Annotated in this window: 29 protein-coding genes; 27 read left to right on the top strand and 2 right to left on the bottom strand. The window is 25.2% G+C overall.

Features of this window, described 5'->3' with window-relative positions; translation table 11 throughout:
* The 6 genes from ACRCYC_RS08010 to ACRCYC_RS07985 all read left to right on the top strand — a co-directional run.
* The coding region (locus ACRCYC_RS08010; RefSeq protein WP_438532056.1) for a hypothetical protein at positions 1 to 463 on the top strand (463 nt) is incomplete at its 5' end.
* On the top strand, positions 460 to 1,230 hold the full coding sequence (locus ACRCYC_RS08005; RefSeq protein WP_438618601.1) for a hypothetical protein: 771 nt from the start codon (positions 460 to 462) through the stop codon (positions 1,228 to 1,230). The genes ACRCYC_RS08010 and ACRCYC_RS08005, both read left to right, overlap by 4 nt.
* Before the next feature lie 15 nt (positions 1,231 to 1,245).
* Positions 1,246 to 2,004 carry a hypothetical protein gene (locus ACRCYC_RS08000; protein WP_438532054.1) on the top strand — a complete coding sequence of 253 codons (759 nt, stop codon included), beginning with the start codon at positions 1,246 to 1,248 and terminating at the stop codon, positions 2,002 to 2,004.
* A gap of 15 nt (positions 2,005 to 2,019) precedes the next feature.
* On the top strand, positions 2,020 to 4,692 hold the full coding sequence (locus ACRCYC_RS07995; RefSeq protein ID WP_438532053.1) for a toprim domain-containing protein: 2,673 nt from the start codon (positions 2,020 to 2,022) through the stop codon (positions 4,690 to 4,692).
* On the top strand, positions 4,685 to 4,897 hold the full coding sequence (locus tag ACRCYC_RS07990; protein WP_330112567.1) for a hypothetical protein: 213 nt from the start codon (positions 4,685 to 4,687) through the stop codon (positions 4,895 to 4,897). The genes ACRCYC_RS07995 and ACRCYC_RS07990 overlap by 8 nt, the downstream gene beginning before the upstream one ends.
* 88 nt (positions 4,898 to 4,985) lie before the next feature.
* Entirely contained in the window at positions 4,986 to 5,885 is a 900-nt protein-coding gene (locus tag ACRCYC_RS07985; RefSeq protein ID WP_438532052.1) for a hypothetical protein, read from the top strand.
* Positions 5,886 to 5,979: 94 nt separating this feature from the next.
* Here ACRCYC_RS07985 and ACRCYC_RS07980 read toward each other — a convergent pair whose 3' ends face one another.
* Complete coding sequence (locus tag ACRCYC_RS07980) at positions 5,980 to 6,156, bottom strand: hypothetical protein (protein WP_438618599.1); 177 nt, start codon at positions 6,154 to 6,156, stop codon at positions 5,980 to 5,982.
* Here ACRCYC_RS07980 and ACRCYC_RS07975 point away from each other — a divergent pair.
* The 21 genes from ACRCYC_RS07975 (at position 6,155) to ACRCYC_RS07875 (ending at position 22,797) form a co-directional block, all read left to right on the top strand.
* Positions 6,155 to 6,277: a hypothetical protein gene (locus ACRCYC_RS07975; protein ID WP_330112570.1), complete on the top strand. Its 123-nt coding sequence runs from the start codon at positions 6,155 to 6,157 to the stop codon at positions 6,275 to 6,277. The two genes, ACRCYC_RS07980 and ACRCYC_RS07975, sit on opposite strands and share 2 nt — an antisense overlap.
* An 81-nt stretch (positions 6,278 to 6,358) precedes the next feature.
* Positions 6,359 to 8,155: a hypothetical protein gene (locus ACRCYC_RS07970; protein ID WP_438532051.1), complete on the top strand. Its 1,797-nt coding sequence runs from the start codon at positions 6,359 to 6,361 to the stop codon at positions 8,153 to 8,155.
* A 26-nt stretch (positions 8,156 to 8,181) separates the two neighbouring features.
* Positions 8,182 to 8,421, top strand: a complete 240-nt coding sequence (locus ACRCYC_RS07965) for a hypothetical protein (protein WP_330112572.1) — start codon at positions 8,182 to 8,184, stop codon at positions 8,419 to 8,421.
* Between the two features lie 61 nt (positions 8,422 to 8,482).
* Complete coding sequence (locus ACRCYC_RS07960) at positions 8,483 to 11,710, top strand: hypothetical protein (protein ID WP_438532050.1); 3,228 nt, start codon at positions 8,483 to 8,485, stop codon at positions 11,708 to 11,710.
* A 144-nt stretch (positions 11,711 to 11,854) separates the two neighbouring features.
* Positions 11,855 to 13,150 carry a hypothetical protein gene (locus ACRCYC_RS07955; RefSeq protein WP_330112575.1) on the top strand — a complete coding sequence of 432 codons (1,296 nt, stop codon included), beginning with the start codon at positions 11,855 to 11,857 and terminating at the stop codon, positions 13,148 to 13,150.
* Positions 13,143 to 13,565 carry a hypothetical protein gene (locus ACRCYC_RS07950; RefSeq protein ID WP_330112576.1) on the top strand — a complete coding sequence of 141 codons (423 nt, stop codon included), beginning with the start codon at positions 13,143 to 13,145 and terminating at the stop codon, positions 13,563 to 13,565. Before ACRCYC_RS07955 ends, ACRCYC_RS07950 begins: the two co-directional genes overlap by 8 nt.
* A gap of 171 nt (positions 13,566 to 13,736) precedes the next feature.
* Positions 13,737 to 14,324: a hypothetical protein gene (locus tag ACRCYC_RS07945; RefSeq protein WP_330112577.1), complete on the top strand. Its 588-nt coding sequence runs from the start codon at positions 13,737 to 13,739 to the stop codon at positions 14,322 to 14,324.
* Positions 14,325 to 14,420: 96 nt separating this feature from the next.
* The gene (locus ACRCYC_RS07940; protein WP_330112578.1) at positions 14,421 to 14,816 is read left to right on the top strand and encodes a hypothetical protein; all 396 of its coding nucleotides are present in this window, start codon (positions 14,421 to 14,423) and stop codon (positions 14,814 to 14,816) included.
* A complete protein-coding gene (locus ACRCYC_RS07935; protein WP_330112579.1) occupies positions 14,806 to 16,014 on the top strand; it encodes a hypothetical protein in 1,209 nt (402 codons plus the stop codon). Before ACRCYC_RS07940 ends, ACRCYC_RS07935 begins: the two co-directional genes overlap by 11 nt.
* A gap of 232 nt (positions 16,015 to 16,246) precedes the next feature.
* Positions 16,247 to 16,858 carry a hypothetical protein gene (locus ACRCYC_RS07930; protein WP_438618598.1) on the top strand — a complete coding sequence of 204 codons (612 nt, stop codon included), beginning with the start codon at positions 16,247 to 16,249 and terminating at the stop codon, positions 16,856 to 16,858.
* A complete protein-coding gene (locus tag ACRCYC_RS07925; protein WP_330112581.1) occupies positions 16,848 to 17,135 on the top strand; it encodes a hypothetical protein in 288 nt (95 codons plus the stop codon). Before ACRCYC_RS07930 ends, ACRCYC_RS07925 begins: the two co-directional genes overlap by 11 nt.
* 12 nt (positions 17,136 to 17,147) lie before the next feature.
* Positions 17,148 to 17,558 (top strand): hypothetical protein, encoded by a 411-nt coding sequence (locus tag ACRCYC_RS07920; protein WP_330112582.1) that lies wholly within the window; start codon positions 17,148 to 17,150, stop codon positions 17,556 to 17,558.
* A gap of 53 nt (positions 17,559 to 17,611) precedes the next feature.
* The gene (locus tag ACRCYC_RS07915) at positions 17,612 to 18,463 is read left to right on the top strand and encodes a bifunctional 5,10-methylenetetrahydrofolate dehydrogenase/5,10-methenyltetrahydrofolate cyclohydrolase (protein WP_438532049.1); all 852 of its coding nucleotides are present in this window, start codon (positions 17,612 to 17,614) and stop codon (positions 18,461 to 18,463) included.
* Positions 18,444 to 19,001: a crossover junction endodeoxyribonuclease RuvC gene (locus ACRCYC_RS07910; RefSeq protein ID WP_330112584.1), complete on the top strand. Its 558-nt coding sequence runs from the start codon at positions 18,444 to 18,446 to the stop codon at positions 18,999 to 19,001. The genes ACRCYC_RS07915 and ACRCYC_RS07910 overlap by 20 nt, the downstream gene beginning before the upstream one ends.
* A complete protein-coding gene (locus tag ACRCYC_RS07905) occupies positions 18,998 to 19,687 on the top strand; it encodes a hypothetical protein (RefSeq protein WP_438532048.1) in 690 nt (229 codons plus the stop codon). Before ACRCYC_RS07910 ends, ACRCYC_RS07905 begins: the two co-directional genes overlap by 4 nt.
* A 19-nt stretch (positions 19,688 to 19,706) precedes the next feature.
* Positions 19,707 to 20,027, top strand: coding sequence for a hypothetical protein (locus ACRCYC_RS07900; RefSeq protein ID WP_438532047.1), 321 nt, complete (start codon positions 19,707 to 19,709; stop codon positions 20,025 to 20,027).
* A 12-nt stretch (positions 20,028 to 20,039) separates the two neighbouring features.
* Positions 20,040 to 20,936 (top strand): hypothetical protein, encoded by an 897-nt coding sequence (locus tag ACRCYC_RS07895; protein WP_438532046.1) that lies wholly within the window; start codon positions 20,040 to 20,042, stop codon positions 20,934 to 20,936.
* A 14-nt stretch (positions 20,937 to 20,950) separates the two neighbouring features.
* The gene (locus tag ACRCYC_RS07890) at positions 20,951 to 21,211 is read left to right on the top strand and encodes a hypothetical protein (RefSeq protein WP_330112588.1); all 261 of its coding nucleotides are present in this window, start codon (positions 20,951 to 20,953) and stop codon (positions 21,209 to 21,211) included.
* Positions 21,201 to 21,563: a hypothetical protein gene (locus ACRCYC_RS07885; protein ID WP_438532044.1), complete on the top strand. Its 363-nt coding sequence runs from the start codon at positions 21,201 to 21,203 to the stop codon at positions 21,561 to 21,563. The genes ACRCYC_RS07890 and ACRCYC_RS07885 overlap by 11 nt, the downstream gene beginning before the upstream one ends.
* A 4-nt stretch (positions 21,564 to 21,567) precedes the next feature.
* Positions 21,568 to 22,107 (top strand): hypothetical protein, encoded by a 540-nt coding sequence (locus ACRCYC_RS07880; protein ID WP_438532043.1) that lies wholly within the window; start codon positions 21,568 to 21,570, stop codon positions 22,105 to 22,107.
* Between the two features lie 69 nt (positions 22,108 to 22,176).
* Positions 22,177 to 22,797 (top strand): toxin-antitoxin system YwqK family antitoxin, encoded by a 621-nt coding sequence (locus ACRCYC_RS07875; RefSeq protein WP_438532042.1) that lies wholly within the window; start codon positions 22,177 to 22,179, stop codon positions 22,795 to 22,797.
* Between the two features lie 275 nt (positions 22,798 to 23,072).
* Here the strand turns inward: ACRCYC_RS07875 and ACRCYC_RS07870 are convergent.
* Positions 23,073 to 23,493: hypothetical protein (locus ACRCYC_RS07870; protein ID WP_438532041.1), on the bottom strand; the 421-nt coding region annotated here is incomplete at its 5' end.

Genomic DNA, 23,493 nt, shown 5'->3' with positions numbered 1-23,493 from the left:
AAGAGATTGTATGTTAGATAACATACATTCTGTTTTAGGTGATTTAGTAAAAATGTTTTTTAAAGTTAAATTAAATGAAATATCAAAATATGGAAAAAATGAAAAAATATATTTAGGCAATGAAAAATATGCTAAAGATCTTGAAGAGGATATATTTTATGAAATAATAGGAGACAAATTTATACCTATAGATAAACAACTAAACTCAACTGGTTTTAATATAGTTTATTTTGCGTTTGAGTTAAAAAAAATAGCTCCTAGTATCAAAAAAAATAAAAATGATTTTATTTTTTGTTTTGAAAGTATTGATAATAATTGGAAAAAAACAACAAAAAAAGAAAGTAAAAAATATATTTTAAAAGTTATAAATGATTTTATAGAAGAGAAATTTGATTTAGAACAAATGGAAGAAACAATGTGTAGCGGAGAATATGATTGGATAGAAAGGATAAACGAAGAATGAAGAATACAATTGAAATCCCTTTGAGTGATTTATTAGGAGTAGGTGAAGATATAACATTACAAGAATTAGTAGATTATGTTTTTGAATTTGATGTTTATTTAAATGAGATAACAGGCGTTGAATTAGAAAAAAAGCATTATAAAATAGCAAAAGAAAAACATGGAGTAAATTTAAAAAAATATTCTAAAGAAGCTATAATAAACGCTTTGTTAGAATTAGATTTAAACGAATTTGAAAAAGATTTAAACGAAGGTTCTTACCTAAAAGAAAGTGTGTTAGAAAGAATCCATGAAGTAAGGTCATATATAAGCGATAATTGGATATCAGATATTTATTTAGGTAATGGTGAAATATTTATAAAGAATAATGATCATTTAGAATATTTTGATAGCTTGGATAAGACTATATATAAAATGAAAAATGAAATACTATATAAAACTGATGAAACTATTACAAAAGATAAGTATTATTCTTTGACTACAATATATTTTAAGTTAGATCGTAGAAAATTAAAGAAGAGTAAAAAAGAAAATATAAAAAAAGGTATAAATAGAAAAAAATTTTATGAAGAAAAATTTGAGGAAGCTGAATATGAAATACAATGTGATGCGTTAACTTCAATAGACTCTCTTGTTGATTCAGAAGTAGATTTTTATAACGAAACAAGAGACGATAATATTTTAGCGAATTTAGAAGAAATAGATTGGAAAAAAGTAGAAAAAAAAATACAAGAAATGACACAATCAAAAGAAAATCAGGCAGCATAATAGGAGGAGAAAAATTTGATTTTAAGTTTTAGTTTTAATGAAGTTTTTAGAACTGATGAATATCTAGAAAACATCAAAGAGTTAAAGGAGTTAAAATTCGATTTTTCTGAATCTTTTGATGTTACTGATGCAATGAATATATCTAGTTGTTATTTAGAAAACTCGCACTATGAAAAGGCATTTGAAGAAACTGGAGTAGATTTTAGGATATATGATAAAGATTTGTTATTAAAAATAATATCTGAAGTTGATTATACAGACTTTATTAAATCATTAGAAAGTGCGGAGTATTTAAAAGATTATCTTTTTAATATTATTTATGATGTATCACATTATACAGAATCAAAAGTTAATGGTATATACATAGGAAATGACAGCATATGTATAAGCGTGAATGATTTATCTTCATTACACGAGACAGAGGATAACGATTATAATAATTCTGTTAAATATATTGTAAAAAATAGAAAAAAATTAAAAAAAATAGATGGTACTATAACCAATGAAGAATTTTTATTATTTGATAGATTTTATGTAGATATAGATAGCAGAACAAATAAAAATAAAAAAGCTTCAATAAAACAAAATATAACAAAAAATGGATATTATAAAGAAGATGTATTCGCAGATTTTTTCATAGATATTGACGAAAGTATAAATTGTGATTGGAATAACTATTTTGATTGTAGCGAAGAAGAGTTAATAGATAGAACTCCATGGAAAGAAGTATTGAAAAAATTAGAAGAAATATCACAAATAAAGTCAGTTGCATAATAAGGAGCATAGTTCATGAACGATTTAAAAGAAATATTGTTTAAAATCCAAAGAGATTTATCACCATTTATTTGGGATTATCTAGGAAATTTTATTCCAAAAGATAAATTTCCAAAAGATAAAACAGGGAAAGAAAGATGTCATTGTTTTAATCATAAAGGTGGAGGATTAGATAAAGGAAAGGATATGCAGTTTTATCCTGAAAGTGGGACATTCCATTGTTTTTCATGTGGAGCTAATTATAATATATTTTCGTTGGCTAATTTATATGAGAATAAACCTTTGGATGGTAAAGCGTTCTATACGGATAATGTAATGTATCTAGCTGATAGATACGGTATAAACACTCATGGTTTAGAAAGCTATGAGATAGGGACTCAACAAATAAAACATACAAGTCTTTATAATATAATGTCTGAAATAAGCAGCTATATAACAAGAAATCATAATGAAACATTTTTAGCAGCAAGGAAAATAAAAAAGGAAACAGCAATACTTTTCGGTGTTGGTGGAATAAAAAGTATGGAAGATTTTTCAAATTTTTTAAATAAGTTTAAAAATGAGCATTTGAAAGAACTTAATATTTTAGACGAGAAAGGAGGGATAAATAAAAGAGTATTTGATTTAACAAAGTTGATAATGACTTTTAAAGATGTTAATGGAAATCCTGTAGGATTTTCAAGTAGAGAAATGGTATTTAATTTAGGTAATGCTAAGAAGTTATTAGGAAAAAAATATTCATATGATGAAAAAGTATTGAGTAAGATAACAACTAATAATGAATTAAAAGGTATAATAGATTTAAGCAGATTTGATAATAAAGATATAGAATTTTTAAATAAATGTTCTATCACAAATAAATACAATCATACAAAGACTTCTGAGATTTTCAGAAAAAGTGAAATATTATTTGGATATTTTGAAAATAAATCTAACTTTATAAATTATGTCCCTGTAAAAATGTTAGAAAGTCCAATAGACGTATTGGTAGGACATAGTGCTGGAATGACCTCATTACTAGCATTAGGAGGAACAGCTTTTACAAAGGAACAGTTTGATTTTGTAGAAAAAAATAAGCATATTGATAAAGTTGCATTTATGCTTGATAATGATTCAGCTGGAGAAGTAGCTACAATTAGAATTATAGAAAAAATTGTTAGTGATATTAAAGCTGGAGAATTTGTGAATAAAAAATATTTTGTAACAAAATATAAAATAGGAGCTTTAAAAGATTTAGATGAGAATCTTAATGTTTATAAGGGACTAGATGAGTTTACAGAAGAAAAAACGTTGTTTGAGTTTTATCTAAATATAAAAATAAAAGAAACAAAGGAAGATATTTTTGAAACAGTAGATGAGTTTGTAAAAATAATACTTCAGGAAGATATTCCATTCAGAAGAGTTTCCATGGTAAAGCAGTTGTACAATTGTTTAAAAGAGAAGTCAGAAGAAAATGACACAGATATTTTAATAACTGAATCTCAAATAAATCAGCAGCTAGAATTTTATGTTAATAAGACTGATGAACAAACGAGAAAGATAGTTAGAAAAGAAATAAGATCTTTAGAAAAAAAATTAGCATCAATATCATCTAAAGAAATAGACTATCACATAGAATCATTTAAGAAAAATATATCTACTGAAACATCATCACTTAGAACTAAGAAAAAAACTATATTTGATACGTTTGAAAGCACATTAGAAACAGATGAACAGAATAAATATACAGAAGAACCTAAAAACTTTAATTGTGGATTTGATATGTTTGAAAATATATCTTGGACTGGTGATGAGATGATAACTCTTCTGGCTAAACCTCACACAGGTAAAACAGTATTCATGTCCAATATTACAATGAACTATTTAAATAATAATAAGAATACAGCAGTCTTATATATAACAACAGATGATAGTACGAGAAAGATTGTAAACAACTTTATAGCTATAACAACAAACTTAAATAAATCATTTGTAAATGAGCCTAAAAATAATAAAGAGAGTGGACTGGTTTCAAATAATGCTAGAAAAATGGAAATACAAAAGATTTATCAAAAAGGAAGTAAAGCTATTTCAGATTTATGTAAATGTAAAAGATTAATAGTTTTGCAAACAACTGAAGGATATAATGAATTTGAAAATATTGTAACAGCTGTAGAAGAATTCAATTCAGATAAAGATTTAAAAGATTTTGAAAAGTTATTAATTATTGACTCTGCAAATAAAATAAGAACAAAAGGAATAGAAGATGAGAGATTAAAAATAGAATTCTTATCAAAAACAATAAAACAAGATTTAGCACAAAGATTTCAAATGAAAGTAATGGCCAACTTTGAAGTAGGAAAATTAGATGCTAGAACAAGAGTAAATAAATCAAAAATAAAAGGATCAGGAGCTATAGAATATGATGCTGATATGATTATTTCATTATCTCAACCTCTTATAGAATTATCTAAGAATACATCTACTTACTGGATAAAAGCTGGAGAGAGAGAACCACAACCTATATTAATTCCAACAATAGAAAAATCTAAGCCAACTGGAGCTAAATATCAATCATTTTTCTATAAGATGGATGGAACAACATCAAAGATAATACCGATAGAAAAAGAAGATGAAAGAAACAAAATATTAACTTCATGGATTAATGATAACTCTAGAGACAACAAGGATGGTTACAGACATGATTAGTAAATCTATAATAATATTAATAGCATTAGTTTTCATAGGGATTAGTTTTAATCAAAAATGTTACAAATGTAAATACCAAGCATTATTTGGTGGGATAGTTTATCTAATGTTTTTAAAAGCACCAGTTTTAGGTATTATAATGACTGTATCTTTTTTAATAACACAATTTTACGCAAGTAAATTACCTAATAATAAGAAAAAATAAAATTTGAGGAGAGGGTTTTCCCTCTCCTTTTTGTATTTTTTAAAAAAAATTAATAAAATAATAGAGAAAGTAAAAACAGGAGGAAAAAATGAATTTATTAAAATTAAAAAATGAATTACCAGAAAATATATATAACTTATTAAATGGATTATATGCAGTACCAGGAGCAAAAGATATATTTAAAAAGTACGGTGTAGAAATTTTAAATAAAGAAGTTGAGATTGAAATGATTCAAAAGGTTAAAGCTGAATTGGAATTATTTTTATCTGAGTCTAAAGATGTTAAAGAGTTTAATCAAGTAAAACAGTATGTAGATATGCAGATATCAAGTAATACAAGTATGTTAAATAGTGCTGAAGGATTCATGAAAAATATGATTGAAATGAATATTACAACAGCAAATAATCAGTTAGCTATGGCTATAAGTCAATTCAATACTCCAGTAATGGAAAAAGCAATAGAATTAGTTAAAACACTTATTATTTCAAATGTAAATAAAGAAGATTTCTTAAAAGGATTATCTGATAAGGAAGTTAATCTAACAAATGTTATAGAGAAAATAGAAGCTTTATCAAAAGAAAATATAATAGAAATAGAAGCTAGATATACAGAAGTAAAAGAAGATTCAAATAAAGAAGAAGTAAATGAAAAAGTAGAAATTAAAAAAAATGAAGAGTTAGGAACTACTACTGAAGTAACTGAAGAGACAGTAGATGGTAAAAAAGTTAAAGTTGAAGTAACTAAAGGTAAAATAATTCCAGGAACTAACTTAACAGAAACTAAAACCGAAGAAAAAAATTCTAATAATGCAGAAGGAATAGATTTATTAGGAGGAGATGATTCGGATAAAAAAATAGGAGATCCTAATAATAGCTCTGTATTCGATTTAAAACTTGGTGATGGTGATGCTAAAGGAAAAAGTGCTGATAATTTAAATGAGCTTTTAACAGGTTTAGATATTGATTTTGGTGATGGATTAAATTTTTAGGAAGTCCTGAAGAAAAAAAGCTCGAATCTCAGGACGTTAAGCAAGTTAAAAAAGGGCATTATATATTAACAGATAAAACTGTAGAGTTTGAGGGTCATATCTTATACGAAGCAAAAAATGAAGAATTTTTATCTCCTATAAAGAAAACAATACCTAAAGATTTATACACAATATACGTTGCTAAAGATGCTGAAATAAACGAAGGTGCGTTACTACACAATGATGTTAAGATTTTACCAGGAGCTAAAATAGGTATTAATGCTTTTTGCATGCCTGGAGTTATAATTAGAGAAAATGTAGAAGTTCCTAACGGTCAACATGTTAGTGGAACTACAGCAGACCCTTTTAACAACAAAACATTAGAAGCGACAATAGCTTACTTAAACGATTGAAATTCGAGCAATAAAAAGAATGAGGGAGATAAAACTCCCTCTTCACTTTTTGTTGGGACCTTACTTGAGACAGTAGAGGTGATGAATGGTTTAAGTGGTGAATTCAGCGAAGAAATAACAAACGAAGAATTAAAAAATGGTTATAACCAATTTTGTGTAAATAATAAATTTTCTGATATTTCAATTAACAAATTACTTGAAAACTTAGAAGATGAAACTAAACAACATATAATCTCATCATTCTATAAAGGTAGAGGAATATACTATTCAAGTAAGGACAACAAAGATGAAATAATAAGAGAACATGGATATGACATAATAGAAAATGAAGATTCTATTATAGTTATTAATCCGATATGTAGAAAAGGTATATTTGATGGGAAAATAGATACGTTACAAGAAATTATCAAGAACACAGAAAGTTTCTTATTAAGTATGTATAAGTATAACAAGACATTAAAGGCTTTTTCTGAAATACTTCAAAAAGGAAAATTTGAAGTATTAGAGCAATATTCAAGTTCTAATGTATTAGAGTATATATCAAATAAGTTTAATAACTATACAGAGAAGGGTAATAGTTATATAGGACATATGGATACAAAATCTAAATTAGATTACTTCCCAACTAATTTTCAATTTCAATATGGATCTCTACAATTTGTAATGCCATTATCTTTAAATTCTAATATAAAAGGCAGTACAAAAAAATGGGTAGAAAAATATTGTGGAAATATAGTTACTGGAACTATGAGTGATATAAACAAAGTTCAAGAACAGAAACTTTATAGAAAATTAGTAAATATGGGAAGATTTGATATAATAAACGATTGTTTCTTTGGAGAAAGTGCTGTTTATTCATCAAATAGAATAGTTATAGCGGATTTATTTGCAGGAGAAGGTGAATGGTTAAGTTTATATAAGAAAATGATTAATAATAGAAACGCTTATATAATAGCTAATGAAATCGAGGAAAATAGATTTGAAAAAATTAAAGAAAAGAAATTTAATATGATAACAAACAAAGGATATGAGGAATTAGTTGAAATACCAGAAGAATGTATAAATATTTGTTTGTTTAACCCGCCTTATGGAGAGGTAGAAGGTGTTAGAAATGTTAAAAGATTTTTCGATATGATGATTGAAGATAACTATTTGGAAAAAGGTGAGTGTAGAGTTATATTCGCTTTAAGAGAAGACGATACAATGGCTATATTAGATGATATAGTAAAATACTTTAACATTAATGTAGAAAGCGTATTTAGGCACAATGGAAACGAATACGACAAACTAAAACAAATATGTTTTGTTGCTTCTAGAAGAGAAGTAAATTTAGACTTAAATTTAAGATCATTCCAATCAGAGGCAAGAAGAGTTAAAGAGTATTTTGAAAAAGCAATAAAAAGAACATATGAAGAACTTACATTAGAAAATAATAAAGGTTTTTATAAAGCACTACCATTATATGGAAACGATATATATTTAAAACTAGATAATTTAAAAGTTAAAACAAACCCAGAACTTTATTTAAGTGATTTAAATGAAGTATGGAGTAAAATAGAGCAATCTTTAACTATTGAAACCTTCTCAGGTAAAACTGTAAAACTTCCAAATGAACCTGATACATTTGGAGCTATAGCTAACCTTATATCTAGTGGACTTATAAATGGAGAAATAGATGGAGAACATCCTCATTGTTTAGCAGCAGGAATAACAGAATGTACATCAAATACAATAGATGATGAAGGAAATATAGTAACAACTAAAAAAATGCTTCCATTCTGTTCAATTTTATCTGGTGGAGAAATAATAGAAGTAGCTTCTGGGAAAGAAGAAAGTGACGTAATAATAAAAGGTGATGGGCAGGTAGTTCAAGTGTAACTACCTGTTTTTTTTTGGAGGAAAATATGAATAATATAGAAATGCAAAAAATATTTGTGGACCAAGTAATTACGACACTTGATAAAAAAGAAAAAAGCAATTACTTTTTGTTGATAGGGATGGGAATTTTTCTAGATTTAGACATATCTAAAATTAATGAGATAATAGAAATAGTGCGTAATTTACTAAAAAAAGAAACATTAGATAAAAAAATAATAACAGAATTTATTTTTCAGAAAAAACCGAGTGATGAAAAATATATATAAATATTTGGGACGAATTCGTCCCTTAGTTTTTTTTGAAAAATTTAATTATAAGGAGGAAAAAATGTTAATAGAAAAGGACTGTTATGTTCATTTTGTTGGGGAGAACTCAATTAAGGCAAATACTGATTTGGTTGTAATAGATCAATATGAAAGAAATAATAATTTAATAATGATTTCATTACTAGATGTACCAGCTAAGATAGATAAAATAAATGCAGATTACAAAAAGGTAGCTAGTGGAGTTTCAATGACTTTATTGGAGAGAGGAACTAACAATAATGTTCTTAGAGATATAAAAGCTACCAATCCTGGAATAGATTTTATGCATTGTAAGCTAAATATAGAGAAAAAGAAAGTTGGGAAATTCTCTCATATGGTTATGAGCAGACAGCTTGAAAGTAGTGATTATATTTTCAATTTTAATAATGAAAATATAAATGATTTAATCTTTAAGAAGTTAGTTAATGTTTATTTCATACCTTGTAAAACTCATCTTATTCAAGAGGCTTTAATAGCAAAACCAGCAATAATTAAAAAGATGGTTGTTATAACTAAAAATCCAAAGTTAAAAAATATAGAAGTATATAGATTTGAATTAAATTTATTTAAAGATGCTTTAAACGAAGTTGCAGCAAGAAGTGGAGAGGTAACAGATAAAACATTACTTAAATACAAAGGACAGTTTACAAGTTATATAAATAGATTCAAAAGTCAAATAGTTGACAATTTATATAATAGATTAGATTTCTTCTATGATCCTAATGATGTTCCAGAATATGTAACAACTTTTCCAAGACCATTACCTAATCAACAAATGAAAGGTATATTAGAAAAAATATCACAAAAATTATATGGAAAACCATTTTCTTTCTCAAAATTAACTTATGAAGAATGGGAAAATGTTCATAACACTTTTCATCAATTAGAAAAATTAGGAAGAATACCTACAAATGATAAATTTAAACCTACTTATTCTAAGCAATATGAACTATGGGCATCAGGGATGAAAATTCTTGAAAAAGAAAAATTCTTATATCTTGCTTTAACTATGGGAGCAGGAAAAACCTTAGCGTCATTAAAAATAAATAAATATACGTGTGAAAAAACAATGGGAACAGAAAACCATATAACATTTATATTAGCTCCAAAATCTACCATAACTCAATGGGTTGGAGAAATTGGATTGATTGAACAAGGCAAAGGAAGAACAAAGAAAGAATACGATATACTATTCCTTAATTCAGTTGATGATTTGATTAGATTCTATAATGAGAATTCTAAAGTAGTTAATAAATATAATAAAAATGGAAAGCTTGTGTCTAGTGGAATTGTATTTGATAAAACAAAAATAAAAAAACCTTTATATATTCTTTGTGGAAAAGAAACGTTTAAGTTATCTCAAACAAAAAGACCTAATTTCTTATTAAGTAAATATGGTGATGATCCTGTATTAAAATGTCCAAACTGTGGCCAAGAACTTATTCAAGTTAAAAAAATTGATAAGATTGCAACAGATGTTCCTTTAGAATTGGAAGATTTCTTTAAAGAAGATAAAAAAGGAATAAAAAAAACACCTAAATCAAGCAACATAAAGTGTAAAAAATGTGAAAGATTAGCTGATCAGAGAAGCGAGTACAAGCTAAATGAAAAAGAAGCTAAAGAAATGGCTAAAGAGCAATCGGCAAGATATAAAAAAATGTATTTTGAAAATCCTGATGATGCTAATAAAAGAATTCCTACACGTAATAGTGAAGTTTGGGGAGTGGATTATAGAACTGATAATTATATAAGAAATAAAATGTTTTATAAAATAGAGCCAGTTAAAGAATTAAAAGATTCTTATACTGTATTTGAAGATTCAGACACATTAAAAGAAGCTTATAAATTAAGAAGAGAGTTTATAGATAGAACAAAAGAAGAGTACAATCTTCTGAATATTAAAGTTGATGATACAACTTTTGAAGAAAGAGCAATAGGGTATAAGCCAAAGATAAAAAAGAAAATAAAGAAGGTATCAGTTATTGAATTTATGAAAAAAAGAATTTTTGAATTTGATTCTACTATAATTGATGAGGCTCACGAGGCAAATAAAGCAGATTCGTTGATTGGAGCAGCTCAAAAACTTTTATTTAAATTTTCTAAAAAAGTGTTATTACTATCTGGTACTGCAAATAATGGATATGCTTCATCATTACATAGCTTATTATCAGCAGCAATGCCTAATGAATTATTAAAAGATGACACATTTAATAAGCAAGAATTTATAGCTAAATATGGAATATTACAGGCTGTTAGAAAAGTTGATGATACAGGAAAAATATCAGGAAAAATCGAATTAAAAAAATCAGATTTTAAAGAAACTGAAGGAATAAATCCAGTTGTATTTACAAAATTTTTAGCAAAGAATTTTATAATGGTTAATTCATTATCTCAATTAGACTTACCGTTACCACCATTAGTAGAGGAGTATATTCCAATAGACTTAGATACACAAATAAAATTTAATTATATAAAATTCTATAGTAAAGTTGAGAAGATTTCCCCTCTCCAAGCAAAAACTTTAAGAGATAAAATTTTCAAGAACTATATAAATAATCCATATAAATGGCAAAACTTTTCTATAACAGCAACAGTTGATGGTATAAAAGAAACTTTTGATGTAGATATAGATAATGTTTCAAGAGATAGCGTACCATTTACTACTAAAGATGAATATCTAATAAAAGTAATTAGAAAAGAAATGTCTCAGAATAGAAAGTGTTTTTTATTTACAGACTTTATAAATGGTGGAGAATATATAGGAGAGGAACTATGGGAAAACGAAAATAAACCTAGAAAAATAACAATAAACGATAGAATATGCAAATTATTGGAAGAGGAAGGAATAAGATATAAAGTTATAACAACTTCTACTGCTAGTGTAATAGATAGAAAAAATTGGATCGAGGATAATAAGGACCAATATGATGTATTTATTTGTCAGCCACAATTAGTTAATGTCGGACTTAATTTAGTATTTTGTCCTACTTACATAGTTTATACTCCTCAATATAGATATGATATAATTTCACAAGCTACAAGAAGAGGGTACAGAGCTAATTCAACAGAAGAAAATAGAGTGTATCATTTATACTTTAAAAATACTTGTGAAGAAGAAATTATAAATAGGTATCAAAGAAAACTAGCTGAAGCTAAGGCAATAGAAGGAGATTTTGACGTTAATCTTGAGAAAAATAAAAATGTTAGAACAATTTCTAAAATGTCAGCAGCAATAGTTTCTGGTTATTAATTAATAAGTATTGCACATATTTAATACATATATGTGAAATATTTATCATAAAATTTTGTTATGTTATTAAAAATATGCTACAATTACTAAGCCTATTCAAAATAGCCTAGTAATTGTACTTTTTAATAATTTCGGAGGTTTAAAATGAGTAGTAAATTAGCATCACTAAAAAAACAAGTGAAATTAAAAAGAAGCAAATTAGCAAAAAGTGGCGATCAAGGATCATTAGGAATTTTAGGAGAAACTGGAATTTCAAGACCACATCAAAGAATTTTAACAGGTATATTGAGTATGGATTATTTATTAGGTGGTTTCAAACCTGGAACTCTTATTGAATTTTCTGGAGATGAAAATGCTGGTAAAACAACTCTTGTATGGAAAATTACAGAGAATTTACAAAATATTTATAAAGCACCAGCCATTTTTTATAATGATGTGGAATCAACTTCTAACGATGAACAATTCTTAGATAGATTTCCTATGTTAAAACCAGATGATATAATTTATGCTAATATTCCAAAAATAGAATCTTTCTTCGAACAAGTTGAAGAGTTTATAGAAAATTTAGATTTTGTTATGCTAGATAGTGTAGCTGCAATGTCTTCTGTAAATGAAAGATCCCTAGACAAATCAGAAATGGGAAAAAACGCTGGTATATGGAGTAGAGGATGGAAAAAATTATATGATTTCTCAAAAAAAGGAGCAGTATTCCTAGCAGTTAATCAAGTTAGAGATAACCTTGATGCTTATGCAAGTAATAAAAATGGTACACAGACAACAGGTGGAAGAGCTTTAAGGCATGCTAAATCAGCTCAAATTCACGTTAAAAAAGAATCTAAAAGTAAAGCTTTAAAAAAGAAAAATTTTATAGGTGAAGAGGAAATTTGTGCTTGGGAAACTGTAATAGAAGTGCAAAAAAACAAGCAAGGTTCAGCCTTTAAATCAATAAGTACTTATTTATGGACTGATGATGAAAAACCTGAAACTTTTGATGTAGTTAAAGAAGCCATAAATTTTGGATTATCTTATGGAATAATTCAAAGAAATTCAGTAAAAGGATCAACATATTCGTTTCTAAATATTTTTAATAATGAAGAAATCATTAAATTTAATGGTATTCAAGCAATGGAAGACCATTTTTATAAAACACCAATACATTTAGCTTGGTTAAAAATATTTGTATATAGATATTTATTTAGTGATGAATTTTTCTATTGTTTATATGACAAAATATTACTTATAGGTAAAGCTGAAGTATTTATGATGTCTAAAAAATATAACATAACAATAGACTTTACAGAGGAAAAATTAATTGCAAATCTCAAGAAAACATTTCCTTTAGAGTATTTTATAAAAAAAGAAAAGTTAAAAGAACTTAAAGAAAAATATGGTGAACCTTGGACATGGGGAATTCTTAACGGAGTTGAAGAAGATGAATAATTTAAAAAATAAAGAGTTCCGTTTATCTGTTGCAAATTTAATTGCAGCAGAGGAACATATTATAGAAATGATGTGTAACGCAGAAACTGAAGAAGATAAAAAATTACTTTTCCAGGAATTAAAAAAAATAAAATTCCAAAGAAATAATTTATTAGTTAATACTACTTCAGAAAAAGATAGAGAATTATCCTTCAATAAATGGTGTTTAATGAAACATTTACTTTTATCACAATATCATTTAATGGAATGGGTAAACCAAAATGATAAGGAATACGAGGAAATAAATATAGCTTTAGATACTATAAAAAGTTTAGATAATTCGTTGGATAGTCTATCATTAAAAGAAATAAAAACTGATTGTAAAATCTGTCCAAAAGATTTAATTATTGAAAAAGTTTTTAGATTATTCAAATAAATTTTTATTTAAAAAAACTAACAAAAAGAGATATATAAGAGAAATTAAAAATATATAATATTTAGTTGGATAAAGGAGGATAAATAAATATTGAAATAACTTTTGGCATACAAAAACAATGTTATTAAAGGGATTGAATGAGAAAAATTGTAAAAAAGAGGAGCAAAAAAAATGTCAAAAACTAATATTTTAATTTATGACAGAGATGCTGAAATTAATTTAGATTTTTTTTGTAAATATAAAAATTTAAAACTAATTGCAGTTGATGAATTTAAACAGTATGCTACTTCTAACTGGGAAACTATAGGAGATATATTAGATGCAACAAGTAAAAAATCTATTTATACAGTATTTTCCAAAGTTGAAAAATCTTCTATTTTTTATAAAGAAATTCCTTATGTTATTTATAAAAATAAAAAGGTAATAGCATTATACGATTTAAAAATATATAAATACTGTAAAAATTCTGAAAATTTTGATGAGGTAACATTAAATAAATTTTGTAAACAATTAGATGTAGTTGAATCTGTACTCGAACTTGTATGTTCTTCTTATATAGATTTTTTAGAAAAAGAATTAGACGAGTTAGACAAAAGTACAATAATCAATATAAATAATATAGTTAATAAAAATGATTCTGATTATTATTTTGTTGTAGATAGAAAAGACAATAAAATAGTTCCAGATGGAAAAACAATTGATTTAAACAGTCTTATACTATTAAAAGAGCTTAAAGATATTTTTATGCATCAAATATAGTTATAGAGTGTAAAAAAATGAAAAACTTACAATAAAACCCCATAAATAAACAACAGTATTCCTTTTGAACTAAATAAAATAGGGGGTCATTTTAAAATGGCAAAAGGAATTTTAATACAAGATACTGTTACAAAAAGAGATTATTCTACATTACTTTCTTTAATATCAAGCAATAAAGGTGATTATGATATATGTGCACTAATTTGGGATGTTTGCACTTGCAACTTCGAATTATATTTAGAAGAATCTATAGTTCAAAGAATCGCTAGACTACAAGAGGTCTCTCCAAAGTCATTTGAAGATTTAAAGAGAGTGATTCATATAATAAAAGATAAATATGTTTGTAATAAAATAGAAAACCAAAAAAAGAAAATGGTTATAGTTAACGATAAACAGGTAGCTGTATACATTTCTAATAAATTTGATGCAGCTCTTATTTACGCAGAAATTGAAGCTTACTATAAAGGAGGATTATTCGGCTATGCAGTGTAGTGATAATACATTAACACAATCAAATATTTTAGAACATTTTAGTTTATTAAAAGAGAATTTCGAGTACAACATTGAATTGGATTTAGTTAAAGACTTAGGAATAAATCCAAGAAAAATAAATAAAGTTTATGCAGAAGAAATTCCTTTAGAAACTCCAGCTGTAATTTTGGGTATAGTTACAGGTGAAGAAGAATATATAGATAATGAAGGAACTATACATGATATAAAAAATAAACTTATACTAATTGATGGAAACCATAGAACATATGCTAAAAAATTTGTATATGAACACAAGTTTATAAATGCCAGAATTATAAAATACGATACTATAGATGATGCAATTATAGATGCATATAAATTCAATACTTGTCATGGAAGACCTTTAACTGATAGAGAAGTTGCAATGGGTGTTGCTGAAACTATTCGTATTCTTAGAAAAAAAGAAATAAAACCTAGTTTAAATGTCATTGCTAGCAGATTAGGTTTAACTCAGAGACAAGTTAGAATGTACGACTATTGGGTTAAAGTAGAGGGAGCTTTAGGAGAAGAAATTCCAAAATCAAAAGCAGATTTATTAAATAGTTTTTTAAATGTTGGAGGAAATGCAACAAAAGAACAATTAATGGAGGCTATAAAAAAGCTTAGAAAGTTTTGGGAACTTAATGGGCATTTAAAATTTATAGAATTAGTTGAAGCTAAAAAACATTTTGCAAAAACAGGAGAAATAGTTAATTATGAGCACTTAAAAGTGACTCAAATGTTATCTCTAGATGACTTTGGATTAACACCACCAGCTGATATGGCTGAAACATCATCTAAAACTATAGAAATTTCAAAAGAAAGTAAATACTCAAAACAACCTAATGAAATTATATCAGAGATAAACGAAACAGGATTAATTAACATTAACGAAACTGAAAATACAACTAACTTAGAAAAATTTGATAAAGAAATGAAAAAAGATTTTTCTAAAAAGAAAATAACACTTGAAACACTTACTCTTAATTTCTTATCTGAAATTCAAGAGATTGTTATAGATAAAGCTTCATCATTTACTGATTTAGTAAAAAGCGAAATAGAAAACAACCCTGAAACTATAGATAATTTAAAGAAAAAAGAACCACAAATAAAAGGCATATTAGCAAATATAAAATCAAAATTAAATCTAATAGAAAATAGTTTAGGAATAAAAGATTAAACTAAAACAATTAGACAAGCATTTCTGGAGACATTATTTTACTTGTCCTAGATCTGCTTGTTTTTTATATGCTAAGAATCCTATTTTAGGTGTTAGATCAAAAACAAAAAAAATAAAAACACCTGAAGAATTGCTTTATATTGTTCTTGAAAAATTATCTTGCTACTTTTTGATAACTCTTTCTGAAAAAAAAGAGTTGGAATTCAGGGAATTGAAAAAAAGGTACATACTTATGACAACAGATTATTATAGAAAAATAATTGATGGGAAAGAATATAAAAAGTTAAAAAATTATAATAATTATAAAAAAATGTTGGAGTATTTAAAAAGTGATGAACCATTAAATAAACTTATGAATGTTTTAGAAGTAGAAGACTCAGTTTCTATAGAAACTGGATATTCAATAAAGATAGAACTTAATAAACTTTTATCATCTACAATAAAGTATAAATTAAATAATAAATATATATATAATGTGGATATACCACTTTTTAAGAGGGAAGAAGATGGTATTGTTATATATAAATTTATACATTCTGGTTATCCTAATCTTGTTTATAATGAGGATTGTGATTTGAATATCACAAGATTTTTAGCAGATGAGTTATTAGAAGATATTGTAAAAACTATAGTTGTATATGATTTTAAAAGCTGGAAAAGATATGAGATAGGGACAAAAAAGGGAACATACTTTTCTGATGTTTTTAAAATATTAAAAACTATAGATTCTGATTTAGTACCACGATATAGTTGCTACGACAATTGTATAAAATGTGAGAATATGGATTTGTGTGATGAGTTAAGCTTGATAGCTAACTCAAAAGGGGAGGAATATGTTATCTAAACATGGTAAAAAAAGAATTAAAAGTAGAGCTACAAATTCTTGTAGACTTGTTAAAAAAGCTATAGAAGATGGAACAGACATAAGTAAGTTTGATGGTGAATTAAGATCTTACTTAGATTTAAAAAAAGATAAAAATCTAAAGAATATAGTTATTGTTTATAATCAAAAAATATTTATATTTTCTGATAGATTAATTCTAATAACAGTTTTAAATATTCCAGGAAGATTAATCACATCTTTTAATAAACAAATTTTAAAATTAAGTAAAACAGCATAGGAGAGTGAAGTTTTGTCTAAAGATAAAAAGTATTCAAAGATTGCTAAAAGACTAAAGGACCTAATAAAAAATCATATAACAGATATTTATGATGTAACGGTAAAAGAAGAGTATTCAGCAGGTAATAAAATGAGGTATGACTTTTATATGCCTTACTTATCAGAACCTATAGGTTTTGAAGCTGATGGAATACAACATAAACAATTCGTGCCATTTTTTCATGGTAATTTAGAAGGATTTGAAGCTAGTAAAAATAGAGATTTTCATAAAGATTTTTCTACTAATTTAAGAGGTGGACATATTATTAGAATTAGTAATGAAAAAATTACTGATAACGAATTTAAAAAAATAATAGAAGACTATATAGAAATATTTGAGGAAGGAGATGTTAATATCCCTAAGTGGGAAAAGAAGAAAAAGTAGTGATTTTGATTTTTAACTATATATAATTTATTATATATAGAGAGGTGAAATAATTGAAAAAAATAGAATGCAAAGAAATATCAGAAAAAATAAAATCGAAATTAAAAGAAATTTACAGAGGAAGAAAAGTTCCTGTTTTAGGAATTATATCTGTTGGAGAATATGCTCCTTCTAAAATATATGTAAATAGAAAAATAAAAGAAGCTACAGAAATAGGATTTGAAAATATTAATATAAATTTAGAAGAATCAATTAGTTTAATAAATCTAAAACTTAATATAATAGATGCTGCTGAAAAATGTGATGGATTGATTTTACAATTACCATTACCAGATAACCTTAAAGAGTATGAAGATGAACTGCTAAATTTAATTCCTGTAGAAAAAGATATTGATGGATTGCACAAAGACAATCTTTACAATCTAACTTTAGGAAAAAATAAAGAAAATATTTTACCAGCTACAGTACAAGGTATATTAACTATTCTAGAAGATATTGGAGAGGGAAATTTAGAGGGAAAAGATGTTGTTGTAATAGGAAGAGGAAAAACTGTAGGAAAGCCTCTAATAAGCGTTCTATCTAATAGAAATGCAACAGTAACATTATGCCATTCTAAAACTGTAAATCTAGAAGAAAAAACAAAGGAAGCAGATATAATTATTTCAGCAGTAGGGATACCTCATTTTTTGAAGAATATTGGAAATGAGAACAGTATACTTATTGATGTAGGTATAAGTAGAGATATTAACAATAAAATTAAAGGGGATTTTCATCCAAGTTGTTATGAGAAGTGCAAATATTATACTATTACACCTGGAGGAACTGGCATAATGACTGTTACATCTTTACTTGAAAATCTACACAAATTGTTTCAAAGGACATTGAATGAAACCACAAATAAATAATTTGAACATGGAAGAAATAAGAAATATTAGAATGGCATTTTTTAAAGAAAAAAAAAGTATAAAAAAAACTAACAATGTTATGGGAATTGATTTATCTAAATTTAATACTGGTGTTGCTGTTCTTGATGATAAAGATGAAATATTGTTTTTAAATAAAATTTCTCCAAAAGGAAATAAAGAGAAATATATAATAATAGATTTTGTTATAGCTTTTAAGTCTATAATAGATAGATATAGACCTTCTAAAGTAATTATGGAAGATATTTACCTTAGAAACAATAGAGGCAATCTCGGCTCTTATAAAAGCCTTGCAAAGCATCATGGAGTTGTATTAACTATTTTATCTTTAATGGATGTAGAAGTATATTATATTCACAATATGAGTGCAAAATCACATATAGGTTGTAAAAGTAAAGAAGATGTTTTCAATAAAATGTGCAAAGTTTATAATTTGCATGATTTTAATTTTGAAGATCATAATGATTTAACTGATGCTTTAGGATTAGCATTAAATAAAAATAATAAAAAGTTGAAATGATAGAAAAATTAACTAACAAAAACTTTTATGATAAAAATAAAAATGTGTTTAGTAGCATAGGATTATTTGATATTCCATATATAGAAAATAATCTTGTTAAAGGTGGATGTATTCGAAAGCTTTTTTTTCAAAGAAAGAGATTTTCTAGGGGAGATTACTCAATCTATAATCTTGAAAAAGAAATAGAAAGAAATTTAATATTAAAGTTTGTTAGAAGCAAATATTTAAATTATAGTTCATTGAGTTTTCTTCCTATTGAAAAACAAAAAATTATTATAGACAATATTGAATTTAATCAAAATGAATTTTTAATTTCTGATACACACATATTTTTATTTAAAATAATAACCAATGTATCTGATTTTAAAAAGGTAGAAACAATCCCATTAATAAATGACTTCCCTATATTATTAACATTAGCTCAAAAATATAGTAAAAAATATGTTACAATTATTTATAAAAACTTATATGGGAAAAGTGAGATATCCCATTGTTTAGTAATCAAAGATTCTATACTATATGTAAATGATAATGAAACAAATTTAGATTATATGAATATAGCTACTGGAATTTATAAGGCTATAGATAAATTAAATAACCACATATATCACAACGATACTCCAGCAAGAACAGAATGTGAAAAGTGTGAAAAATGTTACTGGTTATCATTCTGTAAATATATTTAAAACAAAAGGAGATAAAACTATGTATCTTAAAGTTTTTTTATTATTTATTTTTATAAATTTAACAAGTATATCAATTGATAATGCTTGGAAAGTTCCTTCTAAATATCAAATATATAAATATGAAGATTTTTTTAAAACAATAGAGAATATAGACAAAAAAATAGATAAAAAAACAAAAGAGGTAAATGAACTCTTAAAAAATAATATTTCTCCAATGTATTGGAGCTACGAACAAAAGAGTTTATATCTAAAATTAATACAGGAGATAACTAATTTAGAAAATGAATCAAATACATTAATAAGTAAGTATAATGCGATACAGTTTATAACTAACGAGTAAAGAAAGGTACACATGGCTAGAAAAATTAAACAGAAAATAAATAAAGAAGAAAAAAGAATCAGTGATAATTTATATGATTATTATATAAGTAACATTCAAGAAAAATATAAACGTAATCTTACTAAAGAAGACGTAAAGAGAATCCATACAGGCCTTGCACACTTCACAGATAGACGTTTTAGATATCTTAGCTATGGTTTTATGCAAATGGCTTCTAATATGATTATAAACTACTTAAATGAAGATGTGGCTTTTAAAGATGAAAGTTACTTTACAGAATACATTAGTGCTGCTCAAAAATTATCAAAAAAAATTTCATATGATTTTGATAATATAGTATTAAATAAAAATATTTTAAATGTAATGGCTAACAAATTTGTTTCTTGGACAAACTCACAAAGTTGTAATAATTTTATAACTACAGATTTAACTAAAGAAAATATATTTTCTTTAGGCAAAGTAGTTAGATATAATAAAGAAGTAATATGTTATACGAATATGAAAGAATATTTAATATATCATTCAAAATCTAAGAAAAAGAAGAGGAAAGCATTTACTTTAACAACTGAAAAAGTAATAGAAAAAATGGTAATGACTGAGCTTATAAATGATGAAACAAGCGAAAGAAAATATGTATATACTAGAGATATTGATTATGTTTTTATGGAAAAATTATCTTTAGTAATAAAAAATATGAATCTATTACTAAAAACGTTAGAAGTTAATAAAGAAGAAGTTAGTTTTGTAGAAGGAGTTAAGGAAGTTATTTACAAACTGCAAAGAATATCTGATTATTTATATTTCGAACAAATATTACCAACTGCAGAAGATAGCTCAATTATTTCCATAGTTAGTGGAGAAGAAAAAGGAGTTTATAAAAAAGAAAATATAAGGATGGTGCAACAATAATGTACAATGTTTGGATGAATAGAGAAGAAAATAAAATATATCATGTTATAGCATCTGTTAAAAATAAAAATGATGCAGAAGAAAATATACTTATATCAAGAGAAGGTATAGTAAACTCAATTTCTAGAAAAGAATTTGAGAAAAAGTTTAACAAAACTAAATTTTCAACTAATATAAGGTCTTTAAATACTCCTTATTTAAAAAGTTTTAAGTTCAAGTCTTTAGATGATTATTCTGAATTTATAATGGAAATTAGTGATTCTAGTGAAGAATAGAATAAAAAATTTATTTTTAGAAGAAAAATATATTTTAACTTTATTTATTTTTGAAATCATATGCATACTTATATCATTTTACCCTTTTTATAAATGGGAAAAATATATAAGAACTACTAATTTAAATTTAATAATAAATACAGAACTTTCACCTTATGCTACATTTTCTCTAGTTATAGCTTATTATATTCTTAACTTTATGCTATTTAGAAGTTTACTTAAGATACCTAAAAATCATAATAAATTTTTAGAAAAAGAAATAAATGAATATTTTAAAGAATTAACTGAATTAAGAAAAGACTATGATAAATTAAAAATTGAAAACGAAGAATTAAAGAATAAGGAAAAATAGAAAAATGTTAAAAAAATTATTTCAAAGATATGGTGGAGACAATTGGGAGCATAAGTTTAACTCATTCCAAGAACAACTAATATTTGTTGATGATTGTTTAAGAAAGCGAAAGAGACTAACAGAGCTTTACACTGATAGAGAAATAGAAACCGCTATTGATCAAACAGTAGACTCTTTAATAGAAATAAGACAAATTCAAAGGCAATTAGAAAAATTATTAATTTTCATAAATAAAGAAAAAAGATTAGCTGGGACAGAAATGTTTTTAGATAAAGAAGAAAAAAGACTTAATTTTGATGAAGTAGCTGGAAGTTATATAGCAAAATATCGAATAAATTCTACTAAAAAAACAATAACTTCTGAAGAAAAGAAAAATTTATTTAGAGTTTTTTATAAACAAATGTATTCTGAACATTCAAGAAAAGAAAGTGCTTATGATGAATGGTTATCGTTTGTAACTGATGAAAGAAATAATATTCTTAATTTAAGATCTGAAACTACTAATTGGCAAAATATATTAAAAAAGAAACTTAAAACAAACTAAATTTATTGAATTCATAGTAATACTAGCGTATAATTTAATTAAACATAAATTTTACAATATGGGGGAAAGATGAAGAAAATAATTATCATATTATCGATATTTACTACAATAATTTCTTATGCTAATGAAAATACTATAACTAAATTTGAAGTAGAAATGAAGCAAGGTCTTGTATATAAAAAAGAAAAGGAAAAACTATTTACTGGGAAAGTAGTATCCAAATATTCTAATGGAAAAATTGAAGAAGAATATAGCTATATAAATGGCAAAAAGGATGGAATACATAAAATTTATAATCCAAATGGAAAACTAATCTATGAATGTATTTTTAAAAATAACTTAAAAAACGGTCCTTACAAAAATTATAATTCTTCTGGAATTATAACTGATGAAGGAACTTATATAAATGATAAAGAAGAAGGGGAATATAGACTTTATTATCCGAATGGTGAACTTAAAATAATCGGTAATTTTAAAAATGGAGTTGTTGATGGACTTTTTAAAAGATACTATGAAAACGGAAAACTTAAAGAAGAATATACTTTAAAAGAAAATAAAAGACATGGCCTTATGAGATATTACTATGAAAATGGAAATATTAAAGCTGAAACTTACTTTGAAAATGATATAAGGATTAAACCAATTAAACAATTTAATCCTAGTGGGATCTTAATATCTGAAAAAAATTAAAAAAGAGACGAAATCGTCTCTTTTTTTTATGAATGAATTTGAGCCATTGGGAATAGCTAAGTCTAATTATAAATCATTTTTTACAAAAGTCAAAGAGTAATAAAAAAAGTGAGCTTAGGGGTTGCTCACTTTTTTCTTATGAATGTTTCTACTAATTATAACTACATAGGGGGGGATTAAAATTAGTAATATTTAGAGTTAAACTTTTTTTTGGGGTTAGTTTCTCTAACTAAAAAAATTATAACATAGTTTTTTAAAAAATAAAAATTTCTAAATTAATCAAATTTATTTTCATAAGATTTTTCCAATTGATTATTTTCATAATCTAATTTATCTTTTGTTATTCTATCTAACAATCTCAATACAGCATCTTCATTTAATGAATTCTGTATTTTTGAATTTATATTTTCTTCTAATTTTTCATCAGTTACCTCGTTTTTATAGAATTTCATTTTAAATCCTAATGATAAATTTTTAAGTATAGGATTTGTATTATATTCTCTTATTTTATTTAAAGCAATATTATTTAAATCATAATATGTTATTTCATTTAATAGTTCTTTATTATTTGTATTTGAATACATTAATATGTTATCCAAAATTATAATTTCTTTATCAACACGTTTATTATATTCAAGATAATAAGCATATTTTTTTCTTTTAGAAAAAATATTGTGAAAAAACACTTCAATTTCT

Source organism: Paraclostridium sp. (genome assembly GCF_051657365.1).
Taxonomy (GTDB): domain Bacteria; phylum Bacillota; class Clostridia; order Peptostreptococcales; family Peptostreptococcaceae; genus Paraclostridium.
The sequence above is the reverse complement of the archived record's forward strand: the minus strand, read 5'-3'. Positions and strand labels throughout refer to the sequence as shown.